This window comes from Streptomyces sp. CGMCC 4.7035 (genome assembly GCF_031583065.1).
Taxonomy (GTDB): Bacteria; Actinomycetota; Actinomycetes; order Streptomycetales; family Streptomycetaceae; genus Streptomyces; species Streptomyces yaanensis.
In genome coordinates this window covers 1922869-1940091 of the sequence record NZ_CP134053.1, presented here as the reverse complement: position 1 = coordinate 1940091, position 17223 = coordinate 1922869, and the positions used below count along the sequence as shown (strand labels likewise).

The 17223-nt window shown below is 70.7% G+C and carries 18 protein-coding genes and 2 pseudogenes; 2 read left to right on the top strand and 18 right to left on the bottom strand.

The features are described 5' to 3' along the window. The first annotated feature begins 203 nt into the window (after positions 1-203). Positions 204-805: pseudogene (locus tag Q2K21_RS08190) on the top strand (murein hydrolase activator EnvC family protein). Between the two features lie 240 nt (positions 806-1045). Here Q2K21_RS08190 and Q2K21_RS08185 read toward each other — a convergent pair. From Q2K21_RS08185 to proS, 18 genes and pseudogenes are all read right to left on the bottom strand, one after another. Continuing rightward, entirely contained in the window at positions 1046-1603 is a 558-nt protein-coding gene (locus Q2K21_RS08185) for a TetR/AcrR family transcriptional regulator (RefSeq protein ID WP_310780706.1), read from the bottom strand. Between the two features lie 198 nt (positions 1604-1801). Next, positions 1802-2644: an RNA polymerase sigma factor WhiG gene (whiG, locus tag Q2K21_RS08180; RefSeq protein WP_310768177.1), complete on the bottom strand. Its 843-nt coding sequence runs from the start codon at positions 2642-2644 to the stop codon at positions 1802-1804. 271 nt (positions 2645-2915) lie between these two features. Beyond that, a complete protein-coding gene (dprA, locus tag Q2K21_RS08175) occupies positions 2916-4076 on the bottom strand; it encodes a DNA-processing protein DprA (protein WP_310768174.1) in 1161 nt (386 codons plus the stop codon). Beyond that, a complete protein-coding gene (locus Q2K21_RS08170) occupies positions 4073-5695 on the bottom strand; it encodes a YifB family Mg chelatase-like AAA ATPase (protein ID WP_310768172.1) in 1623 nt (540 codons plus the stop codon). The genes dprA and Q2K21_RS08170 overlap by 4 nt, the downstream gene beginning before the upstream one ends. Next, complete coding sequence (locus Q2K21_RS08165; protein WP_310768170.1) at positions 5695-6096, bottom strand: YraN family protein; 402 nt, start codon at positions 6094-6096, stop codon at positions 5695-5697. Before Q2K21_RS08165 ends, Q2K21_RS08170 begins: the two co-directional genes overlap by 1 nt. Positions 6097-6209: 113 nt before the next feature. Then, the gene (locus Q2K21_RS08160; RefSeq protein WP_003965949.1) at positions 6210-6518 is read right to left on the bottom strand and encodes a DUF2469 domain-containing protein; all 309 of its coding nucleotides are present in this window, start codon (positions 6516-6518) and stop codon (positions 6210-6212) included. Between the two features lie 56 nt (positions 6519-6574). Beyond that, positions 6575-7051, bottom strand: a complete 477-nt coding sequence (locus tag Q2K21_RS08155; RefSeq protein WP_310780702.1) for an NUDIX hydrolase — start codon at positions 7049-7051, stop codon at positions 6575-6577. Positions 7052-7157: 106 nt separating this feature from the next. Next, positions 7158-7901 (bottom strand): signal peptidase I, encoded by a 744-nt coding sequence (gene lepB, locus Q2K21_RS08150; RefSeq protein WP_310768035.1) that lies wholly within the window; start codon positions 7899-7901, stop codon positions 7158-7160. A 77-nt stretch (positions 7902-7978) separates the two neighbouring features. Continuing rightward, positions 7979-8932 (bottom strand): signal peptidase I, encoded by a 954-nt coding sequence (lepB, locus tag Q2K21_RS08145; RefSeq protein ID WP_310768031.1) that lies wholly within the window; start codon positions 8930-8932, stop codon positions 7979-7981. After that, positions 8820-9905, bottom strand: a pseudogene (lepB, locus tag Q2K21_RS08140) (signal peptidase I); the annotation flags it as partial. The pseudogene lepB (Q2K21_RS08140) and the gene lepB (Q2K21_RS08145), both read right to left, overlap by 113 nt. Continuing rightward, on the bottom strand, positions 9898-10644 hold the full coding sequence (gene lepB, locus Q2K21_RS08135; RefSeq protein WP_310768028.1) for a signal peptidase I: 747 nt from the start codon (positions 10642-10644) through the stop codon (positions 9898-9900). The pseudogene lepB (Q2K21_RS08140) and the gene lepB (Q2K21_RS08135), both read right to left, overlap by 8 nt. 69 nt (positions 10645-10713) lie before the next feature. Beyond that, positions 10714-11064 carry a 50S ribosomal protein L19 gene (gene rplS / locus Q2K21_RS08130; protein ID WP_310768024.1) on the bottom strand — a complete coding sequence of 117 codons (351 nt, stop codon included), beginning with the start codon at positions 11062-11064 and terminating at the stop codon, positions 10714-10716. A 137-nt stretch (positions 11065-11201) separates the two neighbouring features. Continuing rightward, a complete protein-coding gene (trmD, locus tag Q2K21_RS08125; RefSeq protein ID WP_310768021.1) occupies positions 11202-12035 on the bottom strand; it encodes a tRNA (guanosine(37)-N1)-methyltransferase TrmD in 834 nt (277 codons plus the stop codon). Then, positions 12032-12607, bottom strand: a complete 576-nt coding sequence (gene rimM, locus Q2K21_RS08120; protein ID WP_310768018.1) for a ribosome maturation factor RimM — start codon at positions 12605-12607, stop codon at positions 12032-12034. Before rimM ends, trmD begins: the two co-directional genes overlap by 4 nt. Before the next feature lie 82 nt (positions 12608-12689). Continuing rightward, positions 12690-12929 carry an RNA-binding protein gene (locus tag Q2K21_RS08115; RefSeq protein ID WP_003973401.1) on the bottom strand — a complete coding sequence of 80 codons (240 nt, stop codon included), beginning with the start codon at positions 12927-12929 and terminating at the stop codon, positions 12690-12692. Between the two features lie 5 nt (positions 12930-12934). Beyond that, a complete protein-coding gene (gene rpsP, locus Q2K21_RS08110) occupies positions 12935-13354 on the bottom strand; it encodes a 30S ribosomal protein S16 (protein ID WP_310767958.1) in 420 nt (139 codons plus the stop codon). Positions 13355-13753: 399 nt separating this feature from the next. Further along, entirely contained in the window at positions 13754-14350 is a 597-nt protein-coding gene (locus Q2K21_RS08105) for a hypothetical protein (RefSeq protein ID WP_310767955.1), read from the bottom strand. A 273-nt stretch (positions 14351-14623) separates the two neighbouring features. Next, the gene (proS, locus tag Q2K21_RS08100; protein WP_310767952.1) at positions 14624-16042 is read right to left on the bottom strand and encodes a proline--tRNA ligase; all 1419 of its coding nucleotides are present in this window, start codon (positions 16040-16042) and stop codon (positions 14624-14626) included. Positions 16043-16268: 226 nt separating this feature from the next. Between proS and Q2K21_RS08095 the strand changes: the two genes are divergently transcribed. Continuing rightward, entirely contained in the window at positions 16269-17129 is an 861-nt protein-coding gene (locus Q2K21_RS08095; RefSeq protein ID WP_310767949.1) for an SAM-dependent methyltransferase, read from the top strand. Positions 17130-17223: the final 94 nt, after the last annotated feature.

Genomic DNA, 17223 nt, shown 5'->3' with positions numbered 1-17223 from the left:
TGCGCCGTGCCGCAAAGGACCGAGGAGCGCTGACACCGGCCTGTGATGGCCTGGTATCGGGGCGTGCGAAGTCGACCCGGTGACCCGGATCGCCACAAGAAGTGTACGGGACCGTCGGGGCGGCGAGTGACGCAGCTGTCCACAACCGGGCGGTTGTCCACAGATCCCGGCCGTGATCGCCCGGTGTGCGGCACGGTTCTCGCATGCGAGCGAAACGATCTGTGCGGGCGTGGCCTGCGGTGCTGCTGCTGGTGACGGTGAGCGTCCTGGCCCCCGTGGCTTGGGCGGGCACGCCGGCACGCCTGCATTCGGCCACGCCACCGGCACCGGCACCGGCCCCCGACCCGCCGGTACCGGCGGTCGCCCGGGTCTGGCCCGTGGGCACTCACCCCGCGGTCCTACGAGGCTGGGACCCCCCGACGACTCCGTACGGGCCGGGCCACCGGGGCGTGGACCTGGCGGCGGCTCGGGGCGATGGGGTACGGGCGGTCGCGGCGGGCCGGGTGGTCTTCGCGGGCCGGGTGGCGGGCCGGGGCGTGATCTCCGTCGACCTGACGGGTACGGGCGACCCGCCGCTGCGGACGACGTACGAGCCCGTACGCGCGTCGGTACGCAAGGGCGACACGGTGGAGCCGGGCGAGGTGCTGGGCGCACTGGAAACCCCGACCGCGCACTGCGCGACACCGTGCCTGCACTGGGGCCTGCGCAGTATCTGGACCCGCTGTCCCTGCTGCCACCATGGCTGCGGCGCGCGGGGCCGTCGCGGTTGCTACGGGTGGACGGGGTGCCGTTGCCCGCGCCGTAGTCGCTGGTGGTCGGTACGGCCACCGGATCCCCTGCACGCCCGAGCGCTCGCCCAAGCCGCGGGCACCGCCCTCCGCAAGCCCTCACCCCCAGCCAGCCACGGGCACCACCCTCCGGAAGCCCTCGGCCCAGGCGGCGGGCGGCCTTCTACGCAGGGCTCCGGGCTCCGGGCTCCGGGCTCCGGGCTCCGGGCTCCGGGAGCGTTGAATCCCGGTTCCAGGCGGCACCGTTCGGGAAGCGCTCAGCCCCGGACGCCCCGCAAGGCCATCGCGACCGCCGCTTCGGTGATGGCGGCCGGGTCCTCCGCGGCGCCCAGTTCGATGCGCCGCACCGCCGCGTCGACCACGCCCTGGAGCAGCATCGCGGCCAGCCGTGGCTCGCGGTGTCCCATCTCACCGAGCGCCTCGACGATCATCGCGACGAGACCGCCGTGCGCGGCACGGATCTTCTCGCGCGCCCCGGCGTCCAGCTCGCTCGCGGAGATGGCGACCACGGCCCGGTGCCGCCGGTCCCCCACGAGGGCCAGCTGTTGGCGCACATACGCCTCGATCTTCGCCGCGGGCCCGCTCGCCGCGGCCATCGCTGCCTCGACCTCCGCCGCCCAGACGGGGAAGTCGACCGCGCACAGCTCCTCGACGACGGCGGCGCGGGAGCGGAAGTACTCGTACACGGAGGAACGCGCCAGGCCCGTCCGCTCGGCGAGGGCCGGGAACGTCAGCGCCTCCGTACCACCCTCGGACAGGAGGGACCGGGCCGCGTCCAGCAGGGCGGCTCGCTGCATCGACCGGTGCTCGGCCACGGAGGCCGCTCGAATCCTTGGCACGGCAACCACTGTACGGAGGGTCCGACGCCGACGGGAGCCACTCCCGCCACGCGCGCCAGTCATGGACTCCACCCACCGGGGCGCGGGTGGCCCGCGCGCGACGGGGCGCACCACCTGGCCGAGGCGTACGCGGATCACGCCGCAGACGGCACACCCCACCCGGCCCGCCCCGGGTCAGCGTCCAAAACCGGCCAGCTTCGCCCGCAGCTGCAGCACCGACTTCGTGTGGATCTGGCTCACCCGGCTCTCGGTCACACCCAGCACATTGCCGATCTCGGCGAGCGTGAGCCCCTCGTAGTAGTACAGCGTGACCACGGTCTTCTCCCGCTCGGGCAACGTGTTGATCGCCCGCGCCAGGAACCGCCGCAGCTCCCGGTCCTCGGCAACCTCCACCGGGTTGTCCGCGGCGGTGTCCTCAAGGGTGTCCATCAGGCTCAGCCGGTCGCCGCCCTCGCCCCCCACGTGCAGCAGCTCCTCCAGCGCCACCACGTTCGCCAGCGACAGCTGGCTGAAGACGGCGTGGAGCTCCTCCACGCCGATCCCCATCTCCGCCGCCACCTCCCCCTCGGACGGTGTCCGCCGCAGCCTCGCCTCCAGCGTCGCGTACGCCCGCTCCACGCTGCGGGCCTTCTGCCGTACCGACCGTGGGATCCAGTCCAGTGCCCGCAGCTCGTCGATCATCGCGCCCCGGATCCGGGTGATCGCGTACGTCTCGAACTTGATCTCCCGGTCGATGTCGAACTTCTCGATCGCGTCGATCAGCCCGAACACCCCCGACGACACGAAGTCCGCCTGCTCCACATTGGCCGGCAGCCCCACACTCACCCGCCCCGCCACGTACTTCACCAACGGCGAGTAGTGCAGGATCAGCTGCTCCCGCAACCGCTCGTCCCCCGTCTGCTTGTACGACCGCCACAGCTCGTCGAGCGTCGAGGGAGCGGGCGGGCGCACGCTGCCGCCGTCACGGGCGGCTGGGGGAAGCGCCGCCCGGTCGGACCCGGAGGTGTGCTGGGGCATTCGTCGCCTTGTGCCGTTCTGCCGTGAACTGGGGATGCCTGAGTGAGCTGTCGCTCTGGTGTCGAGATGGTTGTCTGAGTCGGAATCCTCGTGAGCGTAGCGTGACTGTGGTGTCGCAGTGCGCGAAGGGCAAGGGATCACCCGTGCGCGAACGGGTGCGGCGGTGCCCCCTTCGATGCCACGGTCATAGCCCTGTGTGACCGTCGAGGGCCGTCAACTAAGGGAAATGCCAAGGCTGTCGGGGATCGCCCGGACGGACGAACACGCTCTGTCAGCACTGACCGTGATCTTGCCGGACGGAGGTCAGCGCCTGGCGTGTCAACTTCCAGCCGTCGCCGTGTCGTTCGACGAACCCAAGTGATCGGAGTTCGTACAGTCTCGCGACCGCCTCGTCGTCCGTGGTCCCCGCCCCGCGCGCGATCTCGTCCTGCGCGGCCGTGCCCCGGGCCGGCAGCGCGGCGAGCACCCGGGCGGCGGCGGGGTCGAGCAGATCGCGGGGCAGGACGGGCCCGCGCCGGTCCGGGGCGAGCTCGCCCATCTCTCCCACCAGTTCGACGACGTCCGCGGCATCGGAGACGAGGACGGCGTCCCCGCGCAGCAGTTCGTGCACACCCGCCGAGAGTCCGCTGGTGACCGGTCCGGGCACGCCCATCGTGTACCGGCCGAGCCGCTGCGCCGCGCGTGCCGTGACCAGCGAGCCGCTACGGTAGGCCGCCTCGACGACCACCGTGCCCCGGGTCAGGGCGGCGATCACCCGGTTTCTGAGGATGAATCTGCTGGGCGTCGGGTGGTCGCCGGGCGGTAACTCCCCGACGACGAGCCCCTGGTGCGCGATCCTGGTGATCAACTCGGTGTGTCCGCGCGGGTAGGGCCGGTCGACGCCGCAGGCCAGCACGGCGACGGTGGCGCCGCCGGCCGCCAGGGTGCCCCGGTGAGCTGCCCCGTCCACACCGTAGGCGCCACCGGAGACGACCACCCAGCCGCGCTCCGCGAGCCCGGCGCCGAGTGTCGCTGCCACATGCGCCCCGTACTCGGTGCAGGCCCTCGCACCCACGACCGCGACGGACCTCAGCGCCCACATCCGCAGGCTGGGGCGCCCGCGCACCCAGAGCCCGACGGGCCGGGTGTCGCCGAGGTCGTCGAGCTGGGCGGGCCACTCGGACGCGCCGGGACACACGAATCTCACCCCTGCTTCCCGGGCCATGGCCCAGTCCCGCTCCGGTTCGGCCCGTTCGGCCCGCGCCAGCAGCCCGGCCCACCGCTTGTCCGTCACCCCCGGCAGCCGCGTGCCGCCCTCCCGTAGCCGCCGGGTCACCTCCTCGGCGCCGTGTTCGCGCAGCCAGCGGCCCGCCACCTCGTCCCCGGGCTCGATGACCCGGCTGAGGAAAATCCTGGCGAGGCGCTCACCGTCCGGGGCGCCGCGCCCGCTCATACCGGCGCTCCGATGGCCATGGGCACGCCCCGCGGAACCCCGGTGCGCAACTGCAGCGCCAGGGCCACGTCCGTCGCTCCCGGCCGGTCGTGGCCCACGAGGTCCGCGACGGTCCAGGCCACACGCAGCACGCGGTCGAGCCCCCGGGCCGTCAGCACGCCCCGCTCCAGATGGCGCTCGGCCTCGTCCATCGCGCCGCTCGCGGCATACCAGCGGTTGCGCAGCTCCCTCCCCGGCACCTCGCTGTTGGTCCGCCAGGGGGTGCCCGCCAGACGCGCCGCGGTCCTCTCCCGGGCCTCGCGGACCCGGTCGGCGACCGTGGCGGTGGACTCGCCCCGGGCGCCGCGCTCGGTGAGTTCGGCGCGGGTGACCGGGTCCACCTCGACGCGCAGGTCGACCCGGTCCAGGAGCGGGCCGGAGAGTCGGGCCTGGTAGCGGCGGATCGCGGAGGGAGGACACTCGCACAGGGTGTCGCGCTGGGAGAAGCGACCGCAGGGACAGGGGTTGGCCGCGAGCACCATCAGGAACTTCGCCGGGAACCGCACGACACCCGCGCTGCGCGCGATCACGACGTGCCCCGACTCCAGGGGCTGCCGCAGTGCGTCAAGGGCATGGCTGCTGAACTCGGGAGTTTCGTCAAGAAAGAGAATTCCGCGGTGGGAGAGCGACACGGCGCCGGGACGGGCGACGCCGGGACCGCCGCCGACCAGCGCCTGCATGGTGGCCGAGTGGTGCGGCGCGCAGTAGGGGGCGACGTCGATCAGGGGCTTGCCGGGTGGCAGCAGTCCCGCCACCGAGTGCACGGCGGTGACCTCCAGCGACTCCTGGCGGCTGAGCCTGGGCAGGATGGCGGGCAGGCGCTCGGCGAGCATGGTCTTCCCGGCACCGGGCGGCCCTTCCAGGAACAGGTGGTGCCCGCCCGCCGCGGCCACCTCCACCGCCGTGCGCGCCGAGATCTGGCCCACCACGTCGGCCAGGTCATGGCCCTGGTCGGGCGCGGCGCCCATGCTGTGCATCCCGGTGGCCGCGCCGGTGCCCGGTACGCGCAGACCGGCGAGGAGCGGATCCGGGCGGCCCTGCTCGTCGGGTTCTTCGTCGGGCACGGGCTCGTCCGCGAGGACGGCGATCAGCTGGCGCAGGCTGCGCACGCCCAGCACGGACACGCCGGGCACCAGCGATGCCTCGGCGGCGGCGCACTCCGGCACGACCACCTGCTCGTAGCCCGCGTCCGCCGCGGCCAGTACCGCCGGAAGGATCCCCCGGACGGGGCGTACCCGGCCGTCCAGGCCCAGCTCGCCGATCATCACGATGTCCGCGAGCACCCGCGGATCGATCCGCTCCGAGGCGCCGAGCACCGCGCAGGCGACAGCGAGGTCGAACCCGCTGCCGGCCTTCGGTACGGACGCGGGGCTGAGCCCCACCGTGAGCTTCTTCTGCGGCCACTCGCCGCCCGAGTTGACGACCGCGGCCCGCACTCGGTCGCGGCTCTCCGTCAGGCTCTTGTCGGGCAGCCCGACCAGCGTGAACGCCGCCACGCCCGGTTCGAGGTCGGCCTGCACCTCGACCACGACGCCTTCGACGCCGACCAGCGCCACGGAGCACGTACGCGCGAAGCCCATCAGGCCACCCCCCGCGCGTGCTCGAGCACGGCCGCGCCGCGCTCGGGCAGGACGACACCGACCACGTCGATGCGCACCCCGCCCGGTGGTGCCCCGCCGTGCGCCTGGATCCAGCGCTCGGCGAGATCGCGCAGCCGCCCTGCCTTGACCGGTGTGACGGCGGCCATCGGATGCTCGAAGCAGCCGCCGCGGCGGGTCTTCACCTCGCAGACGACCAGGACATCACCGTCCCTGGCCACGATGTCGATCTCGCCGCTCCTGCCGCAGCGCCAGTTGCGCTCCAGGACCGTCATCCCGGCCTCGGTCATCCGCCGGGCGGCCAGTTCCTCGCCATACCTGCCGAGTGCACTGCGTGCCTGATGTGTGTTCATGTCGGCACCACCTCCGGCGCCAACCGTCACGCATCCGGCTCCACCGAGTGGATCTTGGTGGACGGCTCAGCGATTGTGGACAACTCCGTCACCCCCACGGGTGGCGGACCTGCCCGCCACCCTCATGGGTGCGGAGCCGCCCGTCACCCGCCGGGAAGCTCCAGATCGCTCTTGTTCAGCTCCTCAATGTTCACATCCTTGAATGTGAGCACCCGTACCTGCTTCACGAAGCGAGCAGGCCGGTACATGTCCCACACCCAGGCGTCCGCCATGGACACCTCGAAGAACACCTCGCCCTGGACCGAGTGCACCTGCATCTCGTAGTCGTTGGTGAGGTAGAAGCGCCGTTCGGTCTCAATCACATATTTGAACAGACCGACGACGTCGCGGTACTCCCGGTAGAGCTTCAGCTCCATCTCGGTCTCGTACTTCTCGAGGTCCTCGGCGCTCATGGCATGTTCCCCTTCAGCCGTGCGATCCCACTATTGTGCGCCAGTCCCGTGAGCCTCTAGACGATTTCTGTGTCGAGGACCTCGGGTCTGGCCGGGGGACCTTCGTCGAGCAGCGTGCGCAGCAGCTCGGCGAGTCTCGTCGGATACACCGTCTCATGCGCCTCGGCCAGTTCCCGGCACGTCCACCACCGTGCTCCCGCGACACTGCGCTTTTCCAGATCCGTCAGGCTGAGCGCGGCGGTCGCCGTCTGGGCCGTACGGGCCAGGTAGTACCACTCGTCCTGGTCCCAGCGGCGGCCGGCGAACGGAAACGAGCAGGTGCGCCGCCACAGCACCGGGCCCAGTTCCACATCCGTGATGCCGGTCTCCTCGGCGAGCTCCCGCAGTGCGGCCTGCTCGCGCGTCTCGTCGCCCTCCAGGCCACCGCCGGGGGTGAACCACCAGTCGTCCGCCGGATCGTCCGGCTCGTGGCCGTGCAGCAACAGGATGCGGTCCTGCGGGTCCAGGAGTACGACCCGCGCCACCTTGCGCAGCCCGCCTTCGTACGTGTCCCGCGCGCCGCCCTCGCCCGCGGCAGACTCGTACGACCCGTGCGGGGACGAGTAAGAAGACGAGGACGCGGACGAGGACGCGGACGCCTCAGCGGACACCGGCCGGCTCCGTCCGCACCGCGCTCGTGCGCTTCCGTCCGGCGAGTCCCGCGATCGGGCCGTACGCCGCACCGCCCAGCACCAGCACCACGCCCGCCACGACCGCCCCGAGGATCAGCCGCAGGGGTCCGGGCGACGAGAGCGGGCCGAGCGTCTCGAAGCCCGTCGGACGGGCCAGCATCCCGTTCATCGGCCACACCACGGCGTCCACGCGGGCGTCCACCGCGCTGCGCGGGACCGTGCCGCTGAAGGCCTCCGTCAGGTGGGCCGTGGAGTCGAGGGAGCCACTGCGCTCGTCACCGAGGAGGAACAGCCGCCCCTCGGGAACGGTGACACTCGGGATCGACTTCCACTCGGCGGCCTGGCCCTTCGGCAGGTACGGCTCCTGGATGCGCTTGCCGTTGACGGTGAGCTTGCCGTCGGTGCAACAGGCGACCGTGTCGCCGCCGACCGCCACGACCCGCTTGACCATGGGCATGTCGCCCCAGCTCTTCTGCCTGAAGACGACGACGTCACCGCGCTTGATGTCCGCGCCGTCGACGCGCTGCGCGAGGACCCGGTCACCGGCGACGATGGTGGGCGACATGGAGTCGGTCGGCACGGTGTACGGCTTGTAGACGATCGCGGCCCAGCCGAACCCGCCGAGGAAGAGCACACAGCCGAGGGCCACGGCCATCCCCGACAGCGTGCTGCCGAGCCGTCCGCGGCCCTCTTTACGACCAGTCCCGCTCATCCCAGTGCTCCCAGTTCGGAGATCGATCCCGCGGCCCGCTGCCGGGCCACGGAAGATCGGCGATCTGGGACGGCACCCTACCCGGCGGTACCGCTGCCAGAAACCCTCGGGTTTCCGGCGGTAAGGCGCGCGGTGTCGCGCCGCCTGCGCCACAGCACCAGCGGCACCGCGCCCGTCAGGCCGAGCGCTCCGGGCGCCGCCACACTGAGTCCCTGGTCGAAGGTGTCCGGGATGGGCAGCGTGTTCCAGCGGGTGGGCGGCCAGGCGACCACGATGGCGCGGCCGACGACGTTGTCCACGGGCACGAAGCCGCCGTTCCTGTCCGTCTGGTGGTAGCGGGAGTCCAGCGAGTTCTGCCGGTGGTCACCCATGACCCAGATTTTGCCCGGGGGAACCGTGACCTTGAACTGGCCGCCCTGGTCGTCGAGGGTGCACGGGGTGTTGCCGGGGTACACGTAAGGCTCGTTCAGCGCCTTGCCGTTGACCAGCAGCGGGCCCGTGTCCTTGCACTCGATGGTGTCGCCGGCGACACCGATGACCCGCTTGATGAGGTCCTTCTCCTCGGCGGACGGCATCAGGCCGATCCAGCTCAGGGCCGTCTGGATGGCGTTCGGGGTGGTGGTGGGCTCGCCCCTGAGCCAGTTGTCCGGGTCGTGGAAGACGACCACCTCGCCGCGCGAAGGCTCGGAGCCGAACCACGGGGTCAGCTTGTCGACGAGGACGCGGTCACCCTGCTGGAGGGTGTTCTGCATCGAGTCCGAGGGGATCGAGAACGCCTGCACCAGGAATGTCTTGATCAGCAGCGCGAGCACCAGCGCGATACCGACGAGGAGCGGAAGCTCCTTCCAGAAGGAGCGCTGCTTCTTCGGCGGGCCGGCCTGATCGCCGCCCCCCTGCGTGTCGCCGTCCGCGGAGCCGCTCCCGGAGCCGGCGTGGCCTGCCGCGGCCGGGGAAGCCGCCTCGTCGGGTTGCACCGGCCTGTCTTCGGGACCATCGTGTCCGGACCGTGCGCCGACCGCCAAATCCCCCACATCCACTCCTCACTCCGTACCGCCGCCGGCGCCCCAGTCGACGCAGGCCCACCACTCCCATAACGAGCGGGAGTTCCGCAGGGCTCGGGAGGGGGATCAATCCATATCGATCCGCGGAGGCCACCCTATGCGACGGGCCGAGTGCGGTGGTCGACCCGCTCGGCACCGACGTATACGTGTCCGGCTCCTTCAGCCGCGTCCAGTGCCCGAGGGGCCAGGCGATGACCATGGCACGGCCGACGACGGACTCCTCGGAGACCGTACCGCTGAACTGCTCGGTGCGGTGGTACCGCGAGTCGGCCGAGTTGGCGCGGTGGTCACCCATGACCCACAGACGGCCCTGAGGCACGGTCACCGAGAAGGAAAAGTCGGAAGGTTTGTTCCCCGGGTGAATGTACGGCTCGCTCAAGGGCATGCCGTTGACGGTCACGCGACCCTGGGTGTCACAGCACTTGACGGTGTCTCCGCCGACCGCGACGACCCGCTTGATGAGGTCCTTGTCGTTGTCGGAGGGCAGCAAACCGATCCAGGTGAGCCCCTCCTTGATCTGCTTGACGACGACGGGGTCGTTCTTCTTGGTCGTCTTCTCGCCCGCGAGCCAGTTGCCGGGGTCCTTGAAGACGACCACATCGCCGCGCTGCGGCTTGGAGCCGAACCACGGGGTCAGCTTGTCGACGAGGACACGGTCACCGATCTGGATCGTGTTCTCCATGGAGCCGGACGGGATCACGAAGGCCTGCACCAGGAACGTCTTCAGGACCAGTGCTATGAGAACGGCGACGCCGACGAGGAGAGGTATCTCCTTGACCGCGGAACGCCTTCTCTTGCGCTTGACCTTGCGCTGGAGCTTGCGCCGCTCGGCCCGGCTGCGCCCGGTGGGACCACCGCCTCCTGCCCGCCGGGAGCCGGTGGGCAGGAGGTTCTGGGCGGCGGTGTCGGTCGGCATGCCGCGCCGTTTGCCACGGTTACCCATGGGCACCGTCCGCACGGTTCGGCTCGTTCGCCTCCGGGACGCGGGCGGGCACGCGCGCGTAGGCGCCGGGACGGGTGAGGTGCTTCCAGTGCGCGGAGGGCCAGATGAGCCAGTCGGCCCTGCCGATCACGGCGCCGAGGGGGATCATCCCGCCGCCGGGCGAACCCAGATGGTCGCGGGAGTCGCTGGAGTCGGCACGGTGGTCACCGAGCACGAAGAGCGTGCCGTCGGGCACGACGACGTCGAAGGAGACGTCGGACGGGCTGTTCCCGGGGTACAGAAACGACGACTCGTCGACCGACCGGCCGTTCACCTCGAGCCTCCCCTTCTTGTCGCAGCAGACCAGGTGGTCTCCGCCCACGCCGACCACGCGCTTGATGTAGTCGGCGTTCCCGAAATACCCGGTGCCGTCGAAGACGACGACGTCTCCCGGCTGCGGCTTCGATCCGAAACGGTACGCCAACTTATTTACGAGCACGCGGTCCCCAACCCTCAATCCGCGCTCCATCGAGCCGCTGGGGATGACGAACGGCTGTGTGACAAACGTGCTGAGGCCGAGGAGAAACAGCAGGCAGACCAGCACGGTCAGGGTGATCCGGCCGCCGGGCAGCCAGTCGGTGATCCGGGAGACCAACGCAAAGCGCGACCGTTCCTCCGGACCCGGTGCCTCCGAGGTGTCCTCGGATTCGACGGGGTCGGAGGAGCGGTCGCGCTCCACGTGCTGTGCTTCGGTGTCCATCGGGGCCAGATGCTATCCGGCCCCCCTGTGGACCCCTTGTGCCGGCTCGATCGCGGTCGGCCCGAGAACTCAGTTCTCGCGCTTCTCCTTGATCTTCGCCGCCTTGCCGCGCAGCTCGCGCAGGTAGTACAGCTTGGCGCGGCGCACGTCACCCTTGGTGACGAGCTCGATCTTCTCGACGATCGGGGTGTGCACCGGGAAGGTGCGCTCGACGCCGACAGAGAAGGAGACCTTGCGGACCGTGAAGGTCTCGCGCACGCCGGCACCCTGGCGACGGATCACAACGCCCTTGAACTGCTGCACACGGGAGCGGTTGCCCTCGATGACGCGGACGTGGACGTTGACGGTGTCACCCGGGCGGAAGGCCGGGATGTCGCTGCGCAGCGACGCGGCGTCGACGGAGTCGAGCAGGTGAGACATTTCGTCTGCTTTCTTCGCCGATGCCACAGGTCATCGACGGGAAGTAGTTTCTCGGTAAGAGGTTCGTCGGCCGCGTCGGGGCGGGCGTCGTGTCCCCCCGTGGCAGGGGCGCACACCGGACGGCGGACAACAGCTCGCTATTCTTCCACGCCCTCTGGCCTGCGCCAAAATCGACCGTACGGCTCGCCGTCCGGATCCGGCGCCCAGCCCAGGATGGAGAGCATCTCGCGGTCCTTCTTGTCGAAGGCCGAGGGGTCGCAACGCTCGATCAGATCAGGCCGGTTGGCCGTGGTCCGCCGCAGCGCCTCGTCCCGGCGCCAGCGGGCGATCTTTCCGTGGTGGCCGCTGAGCAGCACCTCCGGGATCTCCCGGCCGCGCCAGGCCGGCGGCTTGGTGTAGACGGGCCCCTCCAGGAGGTTGGCCATCGCGCCCGGCGCGAACGAGTCGTCCTGGTGGGACTCGGCGTTGCCCAGGACGCCCGGCAGCAGCCGGGCCACCGCCTCCGTGATGACCAGGACGGCCGCCTCGCCGCCGGCCAGGACGTAGTCGCCGATGGACACCTCGTACACGGGTATCCGGGTCGCGTACTCGTCGATGACGCGGCGGTCGATGCCCTCGTAGCGGGCGGGCGTGAAGATCAGCCACGGGCGTTCGGAGAGCTCGACGGCGAGCTCCTGGGTGAAGGGACGCCCGCTGGGCGTGGGGACGATCAGAGCGGGTGCCGAGGAACCGGTCTCGTACCCGTCGGCCAGGATGTCGTCCAGCGCCCCGCCCCAGGGCTCCGTCTTCATGACCATGCCGGGGCCGCCGCCGTACGGCGTGTCGTCGACGGTGTTGTGGCGGTCGTACGTCCAGGACCGCAGATCGTGCACGTGGACGTCGAGCTGTCCACGCGCGCGTGCCTTGCCGACGAGGGAGACGTTCAGCGGTTCCAGGTACTCGGGGAAGATCGTGACGACGTCGAGCCTCATGCGCTGTCGTCCCCCGCGCTGTCGTTCCTCGCGCTGTCGTCCCTCGACGAGGCGATCTCCGCCCGGTCGTCGATCAGCCCGGGCGGGGGATCGATGACGGCCCGCTGCTCCTCCAGGTCGATCTCGGTGACGATCTCCTCGACGAAGGGGATCATCACCTCGGTCCCGTCGGGCCGCTCGACCACGAACAGGTCCTGCGTGGGCAGATGCGAGATCTCGGTGATCCGGCCGACCTCCACGCCGTCCTTGGTCACCACGTCCAGGTCCATGAGCTGGTGGTCGTAGTACTCGTCCTCGCCCTCGGGCAGTTCGTCCGGGTCGACCTCGGCGATCAACAGGGTGTTGCGCAGCGCCTCGGCGGCGTTGCGGTCGCTCACGCCCTCGAACCGCAGCAGAAGGCGGCCGCTGTGTACGCGGCCGGTCTCGATGGTCAGCGGTCCGGCCGAGGCGGGCTCGGTGGCCAGCACCGCGCCCGGTGCCAGCCTCAGCTCGGGCTCATCGGTACGCACCTCGACGGTGACCTCGCCCTTGATTCCGTGGGCGCGGCCGATCCGTGCGACTACCAGCTGCACTGTGCTAGATCTCCTGTCATACGACTACGGGCCGGGGACGGCCCAGTGGCCCTCCCCGGCCCGAGCCGGTGCTGCAAAAGCGTCAGCGGACGTGGTCCACGTCGACGAGGTCGACACGGACACCGCGGCCGCCGATGGCGCCCACGACGGTGCGCAGGGCGCGTGCGGTGCGGCCGTTGCGACCGATCACCTTGCCGAGGTCGTCGGGGTGGACCCGGACCTCGAGCACCCGCCCGCGGCGCAGGTTGCGCGAAGCCACCTGCACATCGTCAGGGTTGTCGACGATGCCCTTCACGAGGTGCTCGAGCGCCTCTTCGAGCATGCTGCTCAGGCCTCGGTCGACTCGGACTCGGCAGCGGCCTCGTCCTTCTTCTCAGCCTTCTTCTTCTGGGTGATGGCCTCACCCTTGCCCTCGTCCTCACCGCTGAGCGCCTCGAACGACGGACGCGTGGCCTTGGGCGCGGCCACCAGCAGCGGCGCCGGGGCGGGCTCGCCCTTGAACTTCTGCCAGTCGCCGGTCTTCTTGAGGATGGCGAGCACGGGCTCGGTCGGCTGGGCGCCGACGGAGAGCCAGTACGCCACGCGCTCGGCGTTGACCTCGATGACCGACGGGTTGTACGTCGGGTGGTACTTGCCGATCTCCTCGATCGCCCGGCCGTCACGGCGGGTACGGGAGTCGGCGACGACGATGCGGTAGTGAGGCGAACGGATCTTGCCCAGACGCTTCAGCTTGATCTTGACTGCCACGGGAGTGGGTTCTCCTGGATTTGACGTGGTTGGGCACGGCGGAATTGCCGCGTGGGGTTGCGGTACCCGAGTGCCCGATGGACGCGTCAGCCGGAGGAGAGAGGGGTCCTGTGCGGCTGTCGAGTACAGCTAGCCATTGTGCCACACCCTGCGGGTCGCCTCTGGCCGAGGGTGCGCCGATGATGCGTGCGGGCATGCGTGCGGGCACGACAAAGAGGCACCCGGCGCCGGGGTCCCCCGGGCGTTGACCACGCCACCCGGCGCTCACAGGGTGCCTCCCCAGGCTCTTCGAGCAGGGGTACCCCGGCGTCCACCCCGTGCCGCCCCAGCGGCACGACGATTACCCGCAGCTACGTACGACTCGGCTCACTGACTACGGCCGCCACGAGCGGCCGCGGCTCAGCTTGCCGCCGCTCCCACTGCCTCGGGAATGCGGAACGGCTTTCCGCAGCCGCCGCAGACGATCGGGGCCTGGGCCAGGACCGACGGGACCACGCGGACGTTGCGGCCGCAGTCGCAGACCGCCTTGACGCGGACGCCGCCTCCGGAGGAGCCGTGGCGGGCGGCCGGGCCCCGGAACGTGCGGGCCGTGTCCGCGGCCGTCGCCGCCGAGTGGGCCTTGAGTGCGCGCTGGAGCCGCTCGATGGTCGGGCGGTAGCGCCGTTTCGCCTCGGGGTTGAGCGTGACCAGGGAGAAGCCACTGCTGGGGTGTGGCTCCTCGGGGTGGTCCAGGCCCAGCTCCTCGGCGATCGCGAGGAATCTGCGGTTGTGGTACCGGCCGGCTCGGGAGGTGTCGCGGACTCCGCGGGCGGCGGCGATGCCGTGGACTGCCTCATGCAGCAGTCGCTCGAAAGAGAGTTCGTGTCCACAGGCGGACGACGACTCTCCGATCAGGGACTCGGGCGCGGCAAGATCCGGCAGCTCGGGGTGGTGCCGTTGAATATCGGCCCACGCCTGCGCCAGCTCTGCGGCGAGAACAGGTGGTGTCGTGCTCACGTAATGACAACGAGCCTGAGGCCCCCCGTGTTCCTATTCCGGGGCATCCCAAATAATTTGCACTTACCCGTCAGTTGCCACTGATGCGTCCTGACGAGGGCGCGTGCGCCGATCTGTGGAGAAGCCTCACAGCTCATACCAAGCCGGTGCGTAGCGACGCGCACGACCCGGCTACGCCCCGGCGCGTAGAAGAACTCCGCGCGCCGGGGCGCCTGTGGTCTGCAGATGCGCAAGAGGCGTTTCGGCCGCTCTCCCCGCGCCTCGGTCCGTACCTCAGTAAGCGCGCGCGACGACCGCGACGTTACCCGGCGCGTCGTCGGCGTCAGGAACCGACCCGTCCTCGGCGACCAGACACCGTACGGTCACCCCGTGCTCGGCCAGCTTGACCTCGCCGTCCTCGCCGAGGACGGCCCACGGGATGCGCGCCCAGCCGCCCGCCGTCGCCGCCTCGACGGCCTGGTCGATCGTCGACACGTCCGCCGTGCGGGCCTGACGGCGCTCACGCGACTGCTTCAGGAGCAGTTCCTGGTCCTCTTCGAGAATCCCGGGAAGCAGGCGTACGAGGGACTCGATCGCCACCGGCTCCTTGTCTCCCCCAGGGATACGGCGGGCCAGCATCGCCGTGCCGTTCTCCAGGTCACGGGGGCCGATCTCGATGCGTACGGGCACGCCCTTGAGTTCCCAGTCGACGGCGCGGCGGCCGAACGGGGTGTCGGTGCGGTCGTCCACCTGGACGCGTACGCCCGCGGCCTTCAGCTGATCGCCGAGTTCGCGGACCTTGGCCAGAACCGCTTCGTCACCCTTGATCGCGAGGACGACGGCCTGGATGTGCGCCAGGCGCGGCGGGACCCGCAGGCCGTTGTCGTCACCGTGCGTCATCACCAGGGCACCGATCATGCGCGTGGTCGAGCCCCATGAGGTCTGCCAGACGTATTCCTGCGTGCCGCCCTTCGACAGGTAGCGGGTGTTGAACGCCTTGGCGAAGTTCTGCCCCAGCTCATGGCTGGTGACCATCTGGAGGGCCTTGCCGTCGCCCATCATGCTTTCGAGCGTGAGGGTGTTGATGGCACCGGCGAAGCGCTCCTTGACCGTCTTGCGCCCGGCCACGAAGTCGGTCGCGAGGACGTTCTCAAGGAAGTCCCCGTAGATGTCGCGCTGGATGCGCGCGGCGAAGTCACGGGCCTCCTCGTACGTGGCGTGCGCGGTGTGTCCCTCCTGCCACAGGAACTCGGAGGTGCGCAGGAACAGGCGGGGCCGCAGCTCCCAACGGACCACGTTCGCCCACTGGTTGATCAGCAGGGGCAGGTCACGGTAGCTCTGCACCCACTTGGAGAAGTACTCGTTGATGATGGTCTCGGAGGTGGGGCGGACGACCGCGGGCTCCTCCAGCTCCTTGCCTCCGCCGTGCGTGACCACGGCGAGTTCGGGCGCGAAGCCCTCGACGTGGTCGGCCTCGCGAGTGAGGTACGACTGGGGGATCAGAAGGGGAAAGTACGCGTTCTGGGTGCCCGTCTCCTTGATGCGGGCGTCCATCTCCGCCTGCATCCGCTCCCACAGACCGTACCCGTACGGTCGGATGACCATGGTGCCGCGCACCGGCCCGTTGTCGGCCAGTTCCGCCTTGCCGACCAGGTCCTGGTACCAGCGCGGGAAGTCGTCCGCGCGGGGTGTGAGAACGGGTGTCTTCGCCATGGCGCGATGCTACGGGGGCACCTCGCCGGGCCGTGCGTCATTTATCGCCCCGGGGTGGGTCCGGGGGCGCGCGGACGGCTCACAAGGAGTGAGCCGCAACCCCTGGACGCCACGACGGGCGCGGAGTTTCCTGGCTTACGGGTGCTGCGGGGGAAGTGCGCACGCACGTCACGGGGGCTACGGAATCTGACACAGCGGCAACTCTGGGCGGATTGGGGCGCTTTCGATGACACCTACGGCCGTGCGGCAGCACCACCCCCACGCGGGACCTGCTCCTCGCGTGGACCGGTGTGCACGCGCGCGTGACTGGGCCGAGATACAGGAGCGGATGCTCGTGCCGCTCTACGAGGCCGTCTACGAGCGGCTCGAAGTGGGCTCCGGGACGCGGCTGCTGGGGCTCGGGTGCGGTTCGGGCCTGGCGCTGCTGATGGCTGTCTCCCGGGGTGCCTCGGTCACCGGTGTCCACCGCGGTGCGCGCGAGCGGCTGGCCCTCGCCCGCGAGCGGCTGATGCCCGAGACGTGGGGCACGCGCGCGCGTGCGGCCGCCCGGCTCGTCGACGGCCGCCCACAGGACGCGACGCCCGCCACCGGAGAGCCCGCGTACAACCTGGTGTGCGCCTTCGAGCCCATCGGCTGCGTGGACGGCGACCTGGAGGGCCTCGTGGAACAGCTCGCGGCGGCCATGCCGCTCGCCGAGCACGGGTCGCTGGTGGTGCTCACCGGATGGGGTCCGCCGGAACGTTGCAGCACCTCGTCCGTGCTCCGCGTCGCCGCCAAACCGGCCGATCCCGAGCGCGGTACGGGCAACTGGCGCCCCGCCCGTCGCGACGACCTGGAGGAGGCGGCACGGCGCTCCGGGCTGCGGCCGGACGGATCGGGACGCGTCGCCTGTCCCTTCGGGTACGCCGACCTGGACAGCGCGGTACGCGGGATGCTGTCGACGGGGTTCTTCGACGGGGCCCTCGACGCGACGGACCAGGAACAGGTCGACAAGGAACTCACGGAGGCGCTGCACCCGCACCAGCGGGCGGACGGAACGGTGTGGATGCCGAACGTGTTCCGCTATCTGATCGCCCGCATCCCCTAGACGACCACGCGCCGGTCTCGCACCTTCCCCGGACCACCTCCCCCGGACCATCGGTCCCCGGCCGACCCCGCGCTCCCTGGACCAGCAGCGCGCC